Here is a 15,499-nt window from a genome sequence, read left to right on the forward strand (position 1 = left end):
TTACAAATAACGATCTAAAACAGATTGCACGTTCGTCAACACTTCTTCAATGGACACCTGAACCGTTTTGCAACCAACAAAACGTTCACGCTGTTCAATGTCGATATCTGAAGCGATGAGGATCAGATCCGCGTTGACAATATCTGCCACTGTCAGTGGGTTCTCGACACCCATTGCTCCTTGGGTTTCGACTTTAATTGAGATATTACGCTTATTCGCTTCTTTTTTGAGTGCGTCTGCGGCCATATAGGTGTGCGCGATGCCTGTTGGACAAGCGGTTACTGCGATAATTTTCATAACGAAAGATAATAAAGAAATGATGAGTGAGTATAAGGAGGATGAAAGCGTGACTCAACCGAAGTTTACGCTAAGCCAGTACCCTAATGACTGTAGCACTCAGGCTACTCGGCTTTGCACATAAACTTTGCACTGGCCGTAGAATAGGGAAGCCCATCATAAAAAATGGTGCTGCACAGATAGTAAATGTGACGTTTTTGTTTGATAAGATGCGCTTCGACTTGCAACGGTACATTCAGTGGAATAGGGTGCACATAACGTACGTTTAGCTCTGCCGTCATCGCATAAATGCACTGTGCAAACAGACAATGCGTCATGGCAGCGTCATGTAAAGTGCTGATAAGTCCACCCTGCATGACCCCTTGATAGCCTTGCATCTTTTCTGTTGCTACAATCTGTGCGCATACGCTCCCCGTTTCTGTTTGGTTAAATTGCAGTGTGTGCGTTTCAGAAAAGAACGGGGCACAACACACCGCGCAGTGGCAATGTTGTATGGGAGGTTGAATGTTCATAAGTTCACCAAACTGTTTTTAAATGATTAGGAGAAGAAAATGGCAAGACCCAAAAAAATTCGTCGTGTTTGTGGTCAAGCGGCGTATGCATGCTTCAAACCCAACGGTGTCAAATTATCTGAATTGAACACAGTAGATTTACTGCCAGAAGAACTTGAAGCGCTGCGTTTGGCTGATAAAGAGGGGCTTAGCCAATTGCAAGCGGCCACGCAGATGGGCATATCGCGACAAACCTTTGGTAATATTGTTAACCAAGCAAGAGCGAAAGTCGCGACTTGCTTGGTGGAAGGTCATGCGTTGATGTTGGTTGAACGCTAACGCTCGTGATCAGGTTCTTGAATTTGATACAACACCTTCTGATGCTCATCACAAACGTCTACGCAGTTACATTCTCTTTCAATATCGATATTTGCTAATCCCCCACAACTGCCTTGCAGCGAGCGGCGGCGAAACAAAACACCGATCGCCATCAAGACAATAATGCCAATAAAAAACGCAAAGGTTATAACATAAGTCATTATTTTCCCTCGACAATCTCTTTTACTTTCAGCACTTTCTTCAACGCTTCTATGGTAGTTGGTGACAGCATTCTGGGTGCCAGTTTGTTATGTTTACCCACTTTCTTCGATCCACATTGACTAGCACAACGTTTCTTCGATTTATTGGCTGAAGGCTTGCCAAAAGAGACGTCGGTGACGGGCAGAAGATGGTTTGGATGAAGTGATGTTAATTGGCTGCCTCTTGGTGCGTAATATACCTCAATCTTCTTTTCTAAAATTGCTGCTAACATATTTTGTCCGATATTGCGGACGATAACAGCGTCCACTCTATTTTCTCTTAGCAGTGCAAGTAGCTGTTTTTTGTGGTCACAACTGCCCTCGGTTTTAGTAACGTCAATACGTTGGCTAGTGGCGGTAGTATCGTCCACAATCATCAATTGAGGCGCTTTGGCAAAGTGATTAAAAGGCGAGTTTTGATCACAAGGGATGGCATAAATCATCATGGCTCCTAAAGTTTATCGGGTTCTTGTATTTAAAATACACCTTATTATTGGCATATGCCAATAATAAAAATGACAATGTAAGAATTCATTAATTAAAAGTCGTGGTGCTGTTTGGTAAATCGAGACCCGATATGGCGTAAAAATACGCGAATAAATTGCAGGCGTATGTAACAAGCCTCATCTACACTTTGTGAGCAGTCAAATGAAAATTAAATCTATTGCATATTGGAAACTCGCAAGTGTAAACGTTAACATCTGGTGTTTTGAGAGGTATGATCTCTTTCGTGGTGGATCGCACTTTTAAAAAGAGAAATAGGTCTCGATGTTACATTGCGTTACGTATGATTACTTAGTTTTGCAATAGTTATCAAACTATTCACAAGAAACCGCATGAAAATGCGATTTCAAAACTGAAATTTTAACTGGTTCACATTAATTGTTTGTTTTACTACTATACTTTGAAAGGTAAACGTTTTCACTGCTGTTTCTCAGAGTTAACGTTTCTCCCCCTACACAACGTAATAACAACACTAACAAATAGGACTTGTTCAATGAGAAAGTTAACTACTTTAGCCATGCTTGCGGCTGGTATGAGTTTCGGCACTCAAGTCATGGCTGACACAACGATCGGTGTGACCGTTTATAAGTACGATGATAACTTTATGTCAGTTGTTCGCCAAGCGATTGAAAAACAGGCAAATAATGACGGCAACACCAAGGTTTTGATGAATGACTCACAAAACAGCCAATCAATGCAAAATGACCAAGTGGATGTCATGTTGGCTCGTGGCGTGAAAGCACTGGCGATCAACCTTGTCGACCCTGCAGCTGCACCAAGTATTATTCAAAAAGCGAAAATGGATGATGTTCCTATCGTTTTTTACAACAAAGAACCGAGTGCTAAAGCGCTCGCTTCATATGACAAAGCCTATTATGTGGGTACAGATTCAAAAGAGTCGGGCATCATCCAAGGCGATCTCATTGCGCAACACTGGAAAGCCAATCCTGCTTGGGATAAAAACGGTGACGGTGTACTGCAATATGTAATGCTGAAAGGCGAACCAGGTCACCCAGATGCGGAAGCTCGTACTTCTTATTCTGTGAAAACCATTAACGAAAATGGCATCAAAACAGAAGAGCTACACATGGATACTGGTATGTGGGATACCGCCATGGCAAAAGATAAAATGGACGCTTGGTTATCTGGCCCCAACGGCAGCAAAATCGAAGTCGTGATTGCCAATAATGATGGTATGGCGATGGGTGCGATTGAAGCGTTACGTGGTGCGGGTGCGAAAGTACCAGTATTCGGTGTTGATGCGTTAGCAGAAGCATTAGCATTAGTTAAATCTGGCGACATGGCAGGCACTGTGCTTAATGATGCAGATTCACAAGCGAAAGCGACATTTGAACTTGCACGTAATTTAGCCAACGGCAAAGCTGCAACCGAAGGCACTCAATGGGAAATGGCCAATAAGATTGTTCGTGTTCCTTATGTTGGTGTGGATAAATCGACACTCGAGTAACCTAAAGTTCAAGGGGGAAGTCATTCCCCCTTTACTCCCTAACTTATAGGGTGTTTATACAATCAATAATAAATAATTGCTGATTAAATTTTATTTAATATTGAATGGTATTAATCAAAGAATAAATAAGTGATGCCATGGTAAATCAAGAGCATGAATTTCTGTTAGAAATGACAGGAGTGAGTAAAGAGTTTCCCGGGGTTAAGGCATTAGATAAAGTTAATTTGAAAGTTCGACCACACTCTATTCATGCGTTAATGGGAGAGAATGGTGCAGGTAAGTCGACGCTATTAAAATGCCTTTTTGGAATTTATGATAAAAACGAAGGTGATATTATATTTTTAGGCGAACATGTGAATTTTCAATCGTCTAAGCAAGCTTTGGAAGCGGGTGTTTCCATGGTCCACCAAGAGCTTAACCAAGTATTACAATGTTCTGTAATGGATAATATTTGGCTAGGGCGTTACCCAAAGAAAGGACTCTTTGTCGATCACGATAAAATGTATCGCGATACCAAAGAGATCTTTGATGAACTCGATATTGATATAGACCCGAAAATTAAAGTGGCTAAATTATCGGTATCACAAAGGCAGATGGTCGAAATAGCGAAAGCGTTTTCTTACAACGCGCGCATTGTGATCATGGATGAACCCACGTCCTCTTTGACTGAAAAAGAGGTATCGCATCTTTTTACTATCATTAACAAGTTGAAAGAAAAAGGCTGTGGCGTGGTGTACATCTCTCACAAAATGGAAGAAATATTTACTATTTGTGATGAGATAACCATCTTGCGTGATGGGCAATGGGTTGATACGAGGCCGTTGAAAGGGCTCGATATGGACAAAATCATTTCGATGATGGTTGGCCGTGAATTAACACAGCGCTTTCCCACAAAGACCAATGTGCCAAAAGAAATTATCCTCGAAATCAAAAACTTAACAGCACTCAACCAGCCCTCTATTCAGGATATTTCGTTTGATCTCAGAGAAGGTGAAATCTTAGGTGTGGCTGGGCTCGTCGGTTCAAGACGCACTGATATTGTGGAAACCATTTTTGGGGTTCGTGAGCGTAGTAACGGCCACATTATCTTACATGGCCGAGAGATGAAAAACCGTGATGCACATGAAGCTATCAATAGTGGTTTTGCGTTGGTGACAGAAGAGCGTCGCTCAACCGGCATTTACAGTAATTTAGATATTACCTTTAACTCTTTGGTTGCCAATGTGGATGAATACAAAACCAAATTAGGTTTACTGAGTAATAAAAAAATGAGGAGTGATACACAGTGGGTAATCGACTCCATGAGTGTAAAAACACCTTCTCATGAAACATCAATCGGTTCTTTGTCTGGTGGTAATCAGCAGAAAGTCATTATTGGCCGTTGGTTGTTAACTCAGCCAGAAATATTAATGCTTGATGAGCCGACTCGAGGTATTGATGTCGGAGCAAAGTTTGAAATTTATCAATTGATATTGGAATTAGCGAAAAAGAATAAAGGGATTATTATTATCTCTTCCGAAATGCCAGAGTTGTTAGGCATTACCGATAGAATATTGGTAATGAGTAATGGCCGAGCTGCGGGAATCGTTAATACTAAAGACACTTCACAGAATGAAATATTAGAGCTGGCCTCTCGTTACCTCTAGGGAAATTATTATGGATTCAGTTAAAACATTTGCAATGAAGCACCTAAAGGAAGGTGCGATCTATGCAGTTCTATTTATTCTTCTGGCAATTATTATTATTCAGGAGCCATCGTTTTTAAGTTTACGCAACTTTAGTAATATATTAACGCAATCTTCAGTGCGCGTTATTATTGCATTGGGTGTGGCGGGGCTGATTGTAACGCAAGGAACCGACCTTTCTGCTGGACGTCAAGTGGGTTTAGCCGCTGTAATTTCGGCAACACTTTTACAATCAATTGATAACGTCAACAAAGTATTCCCCAGCATTGGTGACGTGCCGATTGTGGCTGTGATTCTTTGTGTGTGCGCGATCGGCGCGATCATCGGTTTAGTGAACGGTGTGATTGTGGCTTATTTAAAAGTAACGCCGTTTATCGCCACATTAGGCACCATGATCATCGTCTACGGGATTAACTCTCTCTACTACGATTCGGTGGGTGCATCTCCAATTGCAGGTTTTGATGAGCGTTTCTCTTCATTCACTCAAGGTTTTATTCGATTTGGGGATTTTAGGTTTTCGTACATAACCTTCTACGCCATTGTCGCGATTATCTTTACATGGATTTTGTGGAATAAGACCGTTTTTGGTAAGAACATTTTCGCGGTCGGTGGCAACCCAGAAGCCGCAAAAGTTTCTGGCGTTAATGTGCCACTGACGCTACTGAAAGTGTATGCTTTATCGGGTGTGTTCTATGCGTTTGGCGGTATGTTGGAAGCTGGCCGTATCGGCAGTGCGACCAATAATCTTGGCTTCTTGTACGAGTTGGATGCGATTGCAGCCTGTGTTGTGGGTGGCGTGTCATTTGCTGGCGGTGTCGGAAGCATTGCGGGTGTGGTCACGGGTGTGCTTATCTTCACTGTGATCAACTATGGTATGACCTACATTGGCGTGAGCCCTTACTGGCAGTACATCATTAAAGGCGGCATTATTATTTTCGCTGTCGCGTTGGACTCAATGAAGTACGCGAATAAGAAATAGCCGCCTAAGAGCAAAAATACAATTTTCGACATTTAATCGCCGAAAATTGTCGAAATAAAATAAACAAAGAGCGCCTTTATCGGCGCTCTTTTGCTATTGCCCAGTAGGAAGCGTACGTTTTTCAAAATAGCGCACAATCTCCTCGATCAATATTTTGATACGTGACGGTTGGTGATCACGATTAGGATAGAGCAGATGCAAGTCCGATCCTGTGGCCAAATCGTGTGAACTAAAACTTTGCCGATAATCTTCCAAGAGAAGAACGAGTTTCCCAGCATTGAGGTCGGGTTGAATATCGAGTTGTGATTTGAGTGCAATACCTGCGCCTTCGAGTGCCCACTGGCGAATCACTTCGCCATCATTAGACAAACGTGATGGTTTGATCAGAATATCTTGAACGGCATCTCCTTTAAGAAAAGACCAACGCGTTAATGATTCACTTTTGCGTAGCATACCCAAGCAAGCATGCTGTTTGAGATCCTCTGGGTGTGTCGGTTGACCATGACACGCTAAATATGCGGGTGAGGCACAAAGAACGCGGCGACTTGTTGCTAATTTTCTGGAAACCAATTGACTATCTTTGAGTGTGCCGTAACGCAATACCAAATCAAGTTTTGTTTCATATATCCCTAACACACTGTCACTAAAGGTAATCTGAGGCACAATTTTAGGATGTCTTGCTAAGAAGGAGTCGAGCAGTGGCAATAAATGTTGTCGCCCGAGATCTTTGGGTGCTGAAATTTTTATATTGCCTTCCAAGTGTGTTTTCTCGGCGAATAGCGAAGACTCGACTTCAGTGATGTTGGATAAGGTTTGTAAACATAATGGATAGAAACGTTCGCCGGCTTCCGTCAATGCAATTTTACGTGTGGTTCTTTGCAGCAATTTCACGCCATAGTGGCGTTCAAGCTCTTGCAGTTTTAGTGTGACTGAAGCAGCGGACATATTGATGGCTTTTGCGGCGGCCGCCAACCCTTGTTGCTCAACAATGGCAACAAAGACCTCCATGTTCAATAATTTGTTCATTAAGATTCTATATCGCAGTTATTGTTAAGTAATCCTAAATACTCTTTTTAATTATAGCTAGATTATTTAGTGATTCTTTTGTTATAGCCTATGGATAACAACCCAATACAGAGCGATTGAATGATGAGTAGCTTATTTTCCCCGATACAAATCGGTCCACTTTCTTTGAATAACCGGCTGGTAATGGCCCCGATGACGCGTGCTCGGACAAGTCAACCGGGTAATGTTCCCAACGACATCATGGCGCAATATTATGCTCAGCGAGCGAGTGCTGGTCTGATTATTACTGAAGCAACACAAATATCAGACGATAGCCAAGGATACTCATTTACTCCTGGCATATACACGCCAGAACAAATTGTGGGTTGGCAGCAGGTCACTCAAGCCGTGCATGACCGCGGAGGAAAAATAGTGAATCAGCTATGGCATGTAGGGCGAGTATCGCATCCTGTTTTTCAACAAGGTCAAAAGCCGATGGCTCCTTCAGCTATTGCTCCAGTCGATACCAAAGTCTGGATTGCACAGCCGGGGAGTGCCGGTGAGATGATGGAATGCGTTGAACCAAGAGCAATGACATTGCAAGAGATTAACCAAGTGGTACGCGATTTTGCTAATGCTGCACACAATGCGATTGCGGCTGGCTTTGATGGCGTCGAAATTCATGGTGGTAATGGCTATCTGATCGATCAGTTTTTGCGAACCAATTCGAATCATCGCACTGATCAATATGGTGGCAGCAGAGAAAACCGCTTACGTTTTCTTATGGAAGTTGTGAGTGCAATCATTGATAAGGTTGGTGCTGACAAAGTTGGAGTTCGCTTGGCGCCTTACATCACATTTAAAGATATGAACTGCCCAGATATCGTCCCAACGATTTTACAAGCGGCGGAGCAATTACAGAAACTCGGTATTGCGTATCTGCATTTGTCAGAAGCTGATTGGGATGATGCTCCACAAATCCCTGAAGATTTTCGCCGACATTTACGTGAGCTGTTCACCAATACCATTATTGTTGCAGGCCGATATGACGTTGAGCGAGCAAACCAAATCTTGGAAAATGGCTACGCCGACTTAGTCGCATTTGGGCGTCCCTTTATTGCGAATCCAGACTTAGTCGAGCGTTTGAAAATGAACCGTACATTATCGGCATTTGATCCAAGTTGCTTATTTGGTGGAGGTACTAAGGGATATACAGATTATCCAAACCATTCCTAAATCGACATAGCCAGCAGTCGTTTGTTCTATGATTCTGCTGGCTTTTTTACAACTGGTTGGCCGTTATAAAGCAATGAGCCATTAACGCGCGCCAAAATGATACGCTAAAAGTAATAAGGCCACAGAATAAACATCCATGTGAATGCTGAAAATATCAACGCGATCAGTACGGCAGCTGAACCGACGTCTTTGGCGCGGCCACTGAGTTCGTGCCATTCGCTACCGACGCGGTCAACCACGGCTTCCACGGCGGAATTCATCAACTCCACAATCACAACTAAGACTAAGCAACCAATCATCATGATTTGCTCAATTTTAGTGACAGGCAAAAAGAAAGTAATGGTAATCAACAAAATTGAAGTGACAGTTTCTTGTCGAATAGCGGCTTCGTTTAGCCACGCGGCTTTCAGCCCTTGTATTGAATAACCTGTGGCATAAAACAGACGCTTTATACCCGTACGACCTGGTTTCATAAAATGAACAACCTAATAATGAATAACTATGACAATGGGCATGAGTGAATTACGTGTAGACGTAAAATAGCCTTCGCCCCGCACCCTCATGTTAAAAAAGAGAATCAATGACGTCAGTTCACTGATTCTCTTAAGTGGCCCGATATTAAACGCCCACCACGGGTAGTACAAGAGTAAAGCAAGCGCCTCCGAACACACTTTTAGCCACCGATACTTGGCCGTTGTGGCGTAAAACGATCTGTTTGACGATGGCCAAGCCTAATCCGAAGCCTGATTGTCGCGCTCCACGTGAGAGATCCGCGCTGTAAAAAGCATCAAAAATGAATGGCCAGTGCTGCGGGTCAATCCCTTCTCCATCATCATGGATATCAATTTGCACTGCTTGACCTGCGTTGATCACGGAGGTTTCAACGGCTATTTTGCTTTTGGCGTATTTCTGAGCATTACCTAATAAATTATCCAGAGCTCTTTTGAGAAGGTATGGATCGACCTGTAAAGTGGCGACTTGTGCTAATGGTAGCAACTGGATCTCGACTATGCTGTTGCTGCGCCATTTATCTAGTATCGGTTCGAGCCAGTAATTGAGCTGAATTGTCTGCATATTGAGTTCGTTTTCTGGCCTTTCAACTTTCGCGTAGTAAAGAAGTTCATCGACCATCGTTTCCATCTCTTCGGTATCTTCGATGATACTGGCGACTTTCGCCGCTTGTTTTGGTGTCAGAGATTCATCGGCCAACATTTCTGCTTGCCATTGGATCCGAAAGATAGGAGTGCGTAACTCATGAGCCACGGCATTACTCAGCGCTTTATTGCTGAGCACCAAGGCGGAAATTTTGCTTGCCATGTAGTTAAAGCTTTTGTTTAAAGAGCCGACTTTATCGCCGCTTTTGATGGAGGCGCGAGCGGTTAGATCACCAGCGGCAAAGGCTAAGGTCACTTTTTCCAATTCACGCACTCGCCGACTGATGAACCAGATCAGCAACACACAGTACAGTGCAAAGCCGACGACAAGCAGCAAAAGTGAGAGATTATCTGCGAAGAAAATGGCTTGCCTCAGTGGTGATTCTTCATCGGGTTTAAAGCTGTAAATTGGTGAGGTGGACGTCAGGCGCAGCCATAAAAAACGATCATCATCGTAGTAGGTGTAGGCATTGGGGGCGGTGGTAAAGAAAAACGCTCGCACATCTGAGGGTAAGGTCTTTTCAGTATGCGTCTCTATCAGTTGTCGTGTTTTATCGGCATATTCTTTTAGTACATTTAAGGTGTTGGCTTCACCTTCATGCTGATAAATACGAGTGACCAAGTCATGAAATGCTTCAGCTTGATAATCTTCAAGTACGTAATCGTAGTCAGTACCAAGCTGGTAAACGACCAGTTCAATGGTAATGAGTGTCGCTAAAAAAAAGAGCAATAAACCAACAAAAGATTCAACGTAGATACGACGCATACAGGTTTCTTCTAAAATACGTGGTCATTACCACGTGTCTGGTACAAAAAGGTATCCTTTCCCTCGGACCGTAATAATGCGTTTCGGTGTGGAAGAATCATCACCGAGTTTTTTACGCAAAATGACAATCTTGTTATCGACGGTTCTATCAAGCCCATCGTATTCAATCCCGCGTAACGCTTTAGTTAATACATCCCGTGATAGGACTTGATCTGGTGTTGATGCCAGTAGCCACAGCAAGTCGAATTCGCTGTCGGTCATCGCCACGGCCTCACCATTCATTTCACACAGATGTCGAGATTGATTGAGAGACAAGGCCCCAAATTCAAGCACGGTTTTCGCGGTTTGAATTGGCTCGTTGTCGACTCTGCGCAGTAGCATACGCATTCTTGCAAGCAAGACGCGTGGTTTAATCGGCTTTGTCACAAAATCATCGGCACCAATTTCCAGTGCTGCAACGTGATCAAAATCGTCATCACTGGCGGTTAGCATCAATATCTTACCGTTGTACATAGGACGGATCTGTCTACAAATTGTCAGCCCATCTTCACCGGGTAGCATTAAATCCAGTAACACGATATCTGGTTGTTGCTCTAAAATGACCGCGCTCGCTTTGGCACCTTCAGCAAGGGCAATGACGCTAATATCTTGACTTTCAAAGTATTCTGTTAACATTTCTCTGAGTTTTAGATCATCTTCAACGATGATTAAAGAGTGTCTATCCGTCATGGAGACTCCTAGATAGGTACGATGAACGACATGACAATCGCTGACATTGAAAAAATTTGAAGTGCATAGTAAAGCAAAGACCCAGCATTTTCGCTAGGTCTTTGTATGGTTGGATGAGTATCTATTGATACAATCTCTTGTTATTCAACTGCTTTGGTCGGTGAAGAGCGAAGTTTGTTCGCCAGCATCACCACAAGTGGGCTAGTCAACATCACAACTGCAAGCACGGTAAACACGAAAGTGATCGGACGTTCCCACAAGAAGCTTAACTCCCCATCGCTGATCATCAACGCGCGGCGAAGGTTCTCTTCCATTAATCCCCCCAAAATAAAGCCAAGCAGCAGTGGTGCCAGCGGGAAGTTGGCTAACCGTAGAGCAATCGCCCCCATCGCGACGATCAACATTACGTAAACATCCATAGTGTTAAACGAAACCAAATAAACTCCGGTGATTGAGAAGAACAAAATCATCGGCAGCAATACGGTTCTTGGCACCGCCAATAGCCTTGAAATATATGGAATAAGCGGTAAGTTAAGGATGATAAGTACAATATTACCGAGATACATTGAGATGATGACAGACCAAAAGACATCAGGGTGATCAACAAATAAACGAGGGCCAGGTTGAATGCCGTAAGAGAGCAGGGCTCCAAGCATGATCGCTGTGGTGCCAGAGCCGGGAATGCCGAGTGTCAACAGCGGAACAAAAGATCCGCTAGAGGCGGCGTTATTGGCTGACTCTGGTGCAACAAGCCCACGCAAAGACCCTTTACCGAACTCTTCTTTTTTATCTTTGGGCGCTAAGCTGCGCTCCATACCATAACTCAAAAATGCGGCGATGGTTGCGCCAGCGCCGGGCAACACGCCAGTGAAAAAACCTAAAATGGAAGCACGAATTGAAACGGGAGCCGCTTCTTTAAATTCTGCCTTGGTGATTTTCATACTGCCCAAGTTGCTGATTTTATTCTGTTCATCTGTACGCGTGTCGTTTTCTGGTTTTAAAATACCCATTAATGTCTCGCCTAAAGCGAATGTCGCCATCGCCAGCAAGAGGAAGCTAAAACCGTCCATTAAATCAGTTAAGCCAAAGGTAAAACGTTCCACACCAACGCCTTTATCAATACCAACGGTAGAGAGCATCAAGCCAAGAACAACCATCATCCATGCTTTAAGGACTTGTCCTTTTCCAGCAAAGGCGGCGACCGCCGATAGACCGAGTAGCATCAACGCAAAATAGTCAGAGGATTGAAAACTCAGTGACACGCTGGCCAGTGCAGGCGCTGCGACCAAGAGCATAATCGCTGACAAGGTTCCGCCTGTAAAAGAGGCGTAAGCGGCGATGGCTAACGCTTTACCAGCTTGGCCTTTTTGCGCCATGGGGTAGCCGTCAAACGCGGTGACCACGGTTGCCGAGCATCCGGGAGCATTAATCAAAATGGAGGAAGTGGAGCCGCCAAAAATAGCGCCGTAATAAACGCCGGCCATTAAAATCAAACCTGAAGATGGTTCAAGGCCATAGGTGATCGGGATCATCAACGCGATGGCCGAAATCGGGCCAAGCCCGGGTAACATGCCGATAAAAGTACCGACGAAACAGCCCACAATCACCATGAAGATGTTCATTGGCATCATGGCGGTAGAAAGCCCTTGTAAAATTCCATCTAACATAATCAGTTCCTACCAGAGTGTGAAAATAACGCCGGGCTCAAGGTAGATGTCCAAACCTTGAGTAAGCAGCAGATAAAACGCAATGACAAAGGGAAAAGAAGCACCAAATAACACTGATTTGCGTCTTTCACCCAAAATATAAAAGCCAGCGAGTAGAAAGAAACTGGTGGCCAGTACGAAGCCTAAATAGGTTAGACCAAGTCCATACAGCGCCATCAACACTAAAAAACCAATCAACAATTTCCAGTTGAAGTGCAATACCGCGCCGCTTTGTTTATCGGGCTGCCCTAACACCAGCATCAACAAAGAGAGGCCAATTCCAGCGTAAGTCAGCAGAGTCGGCAAGGTTTGGGCGTTAAACGGTTCATATTCATCACCGGGAAACATCGGTATTTGAGTCGTTTGATAGCCGTAGCAAAGGCTAAGAACAAGGAAGATCAACGCGCCAACGCGATCGCGGCACAGTAAATATTCTTTGCTGAAAAATTTGGTTGGCAGATCCGACATATCCAACTCCATGGTAGAAATAGGGGAGAAAAGAGCCGTGTAGCAGCGAGTTAATGAATTGATTAACTAAGGGCAAAGGGATAGGTATATGAAGGTTTTCCTATCCATATTTGCCTGATAAACAAAGGAGTATTGAGCATAACTGCACACGGCAAAAGTGTTGCTAGCGGGGACAAGGCAAGGAACTGTCCCCTTAGCGACCTTACTTCAGGAAACCGAGCTCACGCATCAGATCACCCATCTCTTTCTCTTGGGCTTCTAAGAAGGCGTAAAACTCTTTATCCGCTTGATAGTTATCGATCCAACCATTACGGTCGCGGACGATTTTCCATTCATCGGTGGTGTACATTTTCGCTAATGCTGCGTTCCACTGATCAATCTTCTCTTGGCTGATCCCAGGGGCTGCGAAGAAGCCGCGCCAGTTAGCAAAGACTGTTGGGTTGCCATAGTCAGTTAATGTTGGAATATTCGGGGCAGATTCCAAACGTTTAGGGGCGGTGATCGCCAAAATTTTCACTTGGCCAGACTTGGACATTTCAAGCACTTCACCTAAGCCTGTTGAAAGCAGTTGTGTTTCACCAGAAAGTAGTGCCGCCATGGCTTTGCCACCCGCGTCATAGGCGATGTAGCGAACTTCTTTTGGATCCAACCCTTGCCCTTTGAAAGCGGCTGCGGCGACTAAGTGATCCATACTGCCACGAGCAGAACCGCCAGCGACTTTCACTTTACGCGGGTTGTCTTTGAAATCGGCAACCGCATCTTCCCACGTTTTGTATTTTGAATCGCCCGCAGCAACGATAGCGCCATAATCAGAAACGGTGGCGGCAATCGGTGTTAAATCGCGGAAGGATTGTGGAAAAACACCGGATAAAGAACGAACAACAATCGGTGTAGAGTTGACCATCAAGGTATCTTCTTGGCGGTCTGCGGTTTCAATTAGGTGTGCAATCGCTTTACCACCACCACCACCGGATAAGTTTTGGTAAGACACATTGCCGACAATGTCGGTTTTCATCAGTACATCACCTGTACCACGAGCCGTCATGTCCCAACCACCACCCGCGCCACCGGGTACTAAAATGTGAAGTTTCTCAATATCAGCGGCGAAGCTGCTAATAGAAAAGGTTGCAGCCAGAATGGATGCAGTGAGGGTTGGTTTGAACTGCTTAAACATATTCACGTTCCTTATGTAGGGCGCATCTTCATCTTTACCTTGGAGCGTTTGTGACTGAATGCTACAGGCGGAGATAGGGTGCTTATCGTTGTTATCATGACTGCATCAATGATCTAATGCAGATACGTTAAGTTAATAACCTGTTACAGGTTTGTCTCTAATGCGTAGATAAAAACAATATAGGGCATAAAAACGTTTTTGTTCATAAAGTTCACGGCGTTATTTTGCTGCGTTGTGCGACGAGTCTTCGCTAGCGTCTTGTCTCACTATCTACGAGCAGTAAACGGGTGTTATTCATTGCAAATTGCGCAGCTGAGGCGTCATTACCTTGTTGAAGTAAGGTCGTGATACTGGGCAGCAGTAAGAAAAAGATCAAAGGTTCGGGATATTGGGCTTGCCATTGATGGCGCTCATCTAACACATGCCCTTCGAAGTAGACGGTGAGTACCACACTGTCCGATGAAAAGTGCGAACCATGGAACCGCCCTAAAGTATGCGTCGAGCCCCATATTGAGCTCAATGGTCGCTCCGATGTGCTTTTAAGATAGAGATCAACGGCTACACTTTGCGATTGAGAACCTTGCGGTTGAGAATGTCGATGAACCGTTAAGCGCTCACCCGAATACTTGCCTTGCTGGAAAGGCAAATAACCTAAGTTGTTCGGTGTTACACGGCCATCGTTTGCACACATTTGAACCGAATCGGACATTTGCTGGCTGCTGTACAATTCACAAGCAAATTGAGCAACAAGTTGCCGTACTGCGCTTTGAAATAAGCGAGCATCAAATGAGTGTTCTTGCTCAAGGTGTAAATTTAATTCAGGAAAAACAATAGGTAACTGGCTTGTTAGCGCGTTGAGGTCATTGATCGTAACCGATTGATTCTGCTCTATTGCCGTGCGAATAATATTTGGGTTGTCTGCCAATGAAAGAGCATCCTCAGAATAGATCGCTTCACTCAGTAGTGGGTAGCTGCGCGGATTTTTCGGTTTACTGTTGTAAGCAATGCATCCAGATAAGAGCAACGAGCAGGCGAGAGCGTAACCAAAAGGAGAGTGCGTGATTCTCTTGCAAAGATTCATAAGTGACGGCCGTGTCATCGGTAATGGGTTGCACTGCTTATTCTATCTGCGAAATCGACACTTTTCTCTTTTCAAGCTCACAGAGTTTTATCTTCTTCGGGTTCAAATTTAATCATTAAGTTTCTTATACATTAGTCTAATGTGTCGACAATTTTATTGATTATCGATAGTTTTATGG

Annotated in this window: 17 protein-coding genes; 5 read left to right on the forward strand and 12 right to left on the reverse strand. The window is 44.0% G+C overall.

Annotated features, from left to right (window positions below; genetic code table 11):
* Together NB504_RS02295 and NB504_RS02300 are read right to left on the reverse strand one after the other, a co-directional pair.
* Window positions 1-297, reverse strand: a complete 297-nt coding sequence (locus NB504_RS02295; RefSeq protein ID WP_017042461.1) for a PTS fructose transporter subunit IIB — start codon at window positions 295-297, stop codon at window positions 1-3.
* 104 nt (window positions 298-401) lie between these two features.
* Complete coding sequence (locus tag NB504_RS02300; protein WP_019282873.1) at window positions 402-809, reverse strand: PaaI family thioesterase; 408 nt, start codon at window positions 807-809, stop codon at window positions 402-404.
* Between the two features lie 39 nt (window positions 810-848).
* On the opposite strand from NB504_RS02300, the gene NB504_RS02305 reads away from it, so the two are divergent.
* Window positions 849-1,127 carry a DUF134 domain-containing protein gene (locus NB504_RS02305; protein WP_026027228.1) on the forward strand — a complete coding sequence of 93 codons (279 nt, stop codon included), beginning with the start codon at window positions 849-851 and terminating at the stop codon, window positions 1,125-1,127.
* On the opposite strand, the gene nqrM is transcribed toward NB504_RS02305, so the two are convergent.
* Both nqrM and NB504_RS02315 read right to left on the reverse strand, forming a co-directional pair.
* A complete protein-coding gene (nqrM, locus tag NB504_RS02310; RefSeq protein WP_013856966.1) occupies window positions 1,124-1,327 on the reverse strand; it encodes a (Na+)-NQR maturation NqrM in 204 nt (67 codons plus the stop codon). The two genes, NB504_RS02305 and nqrM, sit on opposite strands and share 4 nt — an antisense overlap.
* The gene (locus NB504_RS02315; protein ID WP_258428174.1) at window positions 1,327-1,812 is read right to left on the reverse strand and encodes a NifB/NifX family molybdenum-iron cluster-binding protein; all 486 of its coding nucleotides are present in this window, start codon (window positions 1,810-1,812) and stop codon (window positions 1,327-1,329) included. Before NB504_RS02315 ends, nqrM begins: the two co-directional genes overlap by 1 nt.
* Window positions 1,813-2,363: 551 nt before the next feature.
* Here NB504_RS02315 and mglB point away from each other — a divergent pair.
* From mglB to mglC, 3 genes are all read left to right on the forward strand, one after another.
* Entirely contained in the window at window positions 2,364-3,338 is a 975-nt protein-coding gene (mglB, locus tag NB504_RS02320; RefSeq protein WP_026027227.1) for a galactose/glucose ABC transporter substrate-binding protein MglB, read from the forward strand.
* A 137-nt stretch (window positions 3,339-3,475) separates the two neighbouring features.
* Window positions 3,476-4,984: a galactose/methyl galactoside ABC transporter ATP-binding protein MglA gene (mglA, locus tag NB504_RS02325; RefSeq protein ID WP_017046157.1), complete on the forward strand. Its 1,509-nt coding sequence runs from the start codon at window positions 3,476-3,478 to the stop codon at window positions 4,982-4,984.
* A gap of 10 nt (window positions 4,985-4,994) precedes the next feature.
* Window positions 4,995-6,002, forward strand: a complete 1,008-nt coding sequence (gene mglC, locus NB504_RS02330) for a galactose/methyl galactoside ABC transporter permease MglC (protein WP_170889106.1) — start codon at window positions 4,995-4,997, stop codon at window positions 6,000-6,002.
* Between the two features lie 93 nt (window positions 6,003-6,095).
* Here the strand turns inward: mglC and NB504_RS02335 are convergent, their stop codons facing one another.
* Window positions 6,096-7,028, reverse strand: coding sequence for a LysR family transcriptional regulator (locus tag NB504_RS02335; protein ID WP_258428175.1), 933 nt, complete (start codon window positions 7,026-7,028; stop codon window positions 6,096-6,098).
* A 123-nt stretch (window positions 7,029-7,151) separates the two neighbouring features.
* Here NB504_RS02335 and NB504_RS02340 point away from each other — a divergent pair, with 123 nt between their 5' ends.
* Window positions 7,152-8,243, forward strand: a complete 1,092-nt coding sequence (locus tag NB504_RS02340) for an alkene reductase (protein ID WP_198300489.1) — start codon at window positions 7,152-7,154, stop codon at window positions 8,241-8,243.
* Window positions 8,244-8,347: 104 nt separating this feature from the next.
* On the opposite strand, the gene NB504_RS02345 is transcribed toward NB504_RS02340, so the two are convergent.
* From NB504_RS02345 to NB504_RS02375, 7 genes are all read right to left on the reverse strand, one after another.
* On the reverse strand, window positions 8,348-8,716 hold the full coding sequence (locus NB504_RS02345) for a diacylglycerol kinase (RefSeq protein ID WP_258428176.1): 369 nt from the start codon (window positions 8,714-8,716) through the stop codon (window positions 8,348-8,350).
* Between the two features lie 145 nt (window positions 8,717-8,861).
* Window positions 8,862-10,163 carry an ATP-binding protein gene (locus NB504_RS02350; protein WP_088728827.1) on the reverse strand — a complete coding sequence of 434 codons (1,302 nt, stop codon included), beginning with the start codon at window positions 10,161-10,163 and terminating at the stop codon, window positions 8,862-8,864.
* Between the two features lie 27 nt (window positions 10,164-10,190).
* Window positions 10,191-10,892, reverse strand: coding sequence for a response regulator (locus NB504_RS02355; protein ID WP_013856957.1), 702 nt, complete (start codon window positions 10,890-10,892; stop codon window positions 10,191-10,193).
* A gap of 140 nt (window positions 10,893-11,032) precedes the next feature.
* A complete protein-coding gene (locus NB504_RS02360) occupies window positions 11,033-12,559 on the reverse strand; it encodes a tripartite tricarboxylate transporter permease (protein WP_017046152.1) in 1,527 nt (508 codons plus the stop codon).
* 9 nt (window positions 12,560-12,568) lie between these two features.
* Window positions 12,569-13,066 (reverse strand): tripartite tricarboxylate transporter TctB family protein, encoded by a 498-nt coding sequence (locus tag NB504_RS02365; RefSeq protein ID WP_010318351.1) that lies wholly within the window; start codon window positions 13,064-13,066, stop codon window positions 12,569-12,571.
* 202 nt (window positions 13,067-13,268) lie between these two features.
* Window positions 13,269-14,240, reverse strand: coding sequence for a tripartite tricarboxylate transporter substrate binding protein (locus NB504_RS02370; protein WP_017047673.1), 972 nt, complete (start codon window positions 14,238-14,240; stop codon window positions 13,269-13,271).
* Window positions 14,241-14,490: 250 nt separating this feature from the next.
* Window positions 14,491-15,321: a hypothetical protein gene (locus NB504_RS02375; RefSeq protein WP_258428177.1), complete on the reverse strand. Its 831-nt coding sequence runs from the start codon at window positions 15,319-15,321 to the stop codon at window positions 14,491-14,493.
* Window positions 15,322-15,499: the final 178 nt, after the last annotated feature.

It is taken from the genome of Vibrio sp. RM-69-4 (assembly GCF_024743775.1).
In the GTDB taxonomy this organism is placed as follows: Bacteria; Pseudomonadota; Gammaproteobacteria; order Enterobacterales; family Vibrionaceae; genus Vibrio; species Vibrio anguillarum.

Bases quoted from the DNA above. Each gene is read 5' to 3' on its own strand.
- NB504_RS02295 (WP_017042461.1), bottom strand. From the start codon at position 297: ATGAAAATTATCGCAGTAACCGCTTGTCCAACAGGCATCGCGCACACC.
- NB504_RS02300 (WP_019282873.1), bottom strand. From the start codon at position 809: ATGAACATTCAACCTCCCATACAACATTGCCACTGCGCGGTGTGTTGT.
- NB504_RS02305 (WP_026027228.1), top strand. From the start codon at position 849: ATGGCAAGACCCAAAAAAATTCGTCGTGTTTGTGGTCAAGCGGCGTAT.
- nqrM (WP_013856966.1), bottom strand. From the start codon at position 1,327: ATGACTTATGTTATAACCTTTGCGTTTTTTATTGGCATTATTGTCTTG.
- NB504_RS02315 (WP_258428174.1), bottom strand. From the start codon at position 1,812: ATGATGATTTATGCCATCCCTTGTGATCAAAACTCGCCTTTTAATCAC.
- mglB (WP_026027227.1), top strand. From the start codon at position 2,364: ATGAGAAAGTTAACTACTTTAGCCATGCTTGCGGCTGGTATGAGTTTC.
- mglA (WP_017046157.1), top strand. From the start codon at position 3,476: ATGGTAAATCAAGAGCATGAATTTCTGTTAGAAATGACAGGAGTGAGT.
- mglC (WP_170889106.1), top strand. From the start codon at position 4,995: ATGGATTCAGTTAAAACATTTGCAATGAAGCACCTAAAGGAAGGTGCG.
- NB504_RS02335 (WP_258428175.1), bottom strand. From the start codon at position 7,028: ATGAACAAATTATTGAACATGGAGGTCTTTGTTGCCATTGTTGAGCAA.
- NB504_RS02340 (WP_198300489.1), top strand. From the start codon at position 7,152: ATGAGTAGCTTATTTTCCCCGATACAAATCGGTCCACTTTCTTTGAAT.
- NB504_RS02345 (WP_258428176.1), bottom strand. From the start codon at position 8,716: ATGAAACCAGGTCGTACGGGTATAAAGCGTCTGTTTTATGCCACAGGT.
- NB504_RS02350 (WP_088728827.1), bottom strand. From the start codon at position 10,163: ATGCGTCGTATCTACGTTGAATCTTTTGTTGGTTTATTGCTCTTTTTT.
- NB504_RS02355 (WP_013856957.1), bottom strand. From the start codon at position 10,892: ATGACGGATAGACACTCTTTAATCATCGTTGAAGATGATCTAAAACTC.
- NB504_RS02360 (WP_017046152.1), bottom strand. From the start codon at position 12,559: ATGTTAGATGGAATTTTACAAGGGCTTTCTACCGCCATGATGCCAATG.
- NB504_RS02365 (WP_010318351.1), bottom strand. From the start codon at position 13,066: ATGTCGGATCTGCCAACCAAATTTTTCAGCAAAGAATATTTACTGTGC.
- NB504_RS02370 (WP_017047673.1), bottom strand. From the start codon at position 14,240: ATGTTTAAGCAGTTCAAACCAACCCTCACTGCATCCATTCTGGCTGCA.
- NB504_RS02375 (WP_258428177.1), bottom strand. From the start codon at position 15,321: ATGAATCTTTGCAAGAGAATCACGCACTCTCCTTTTGGTTACGCTCTC.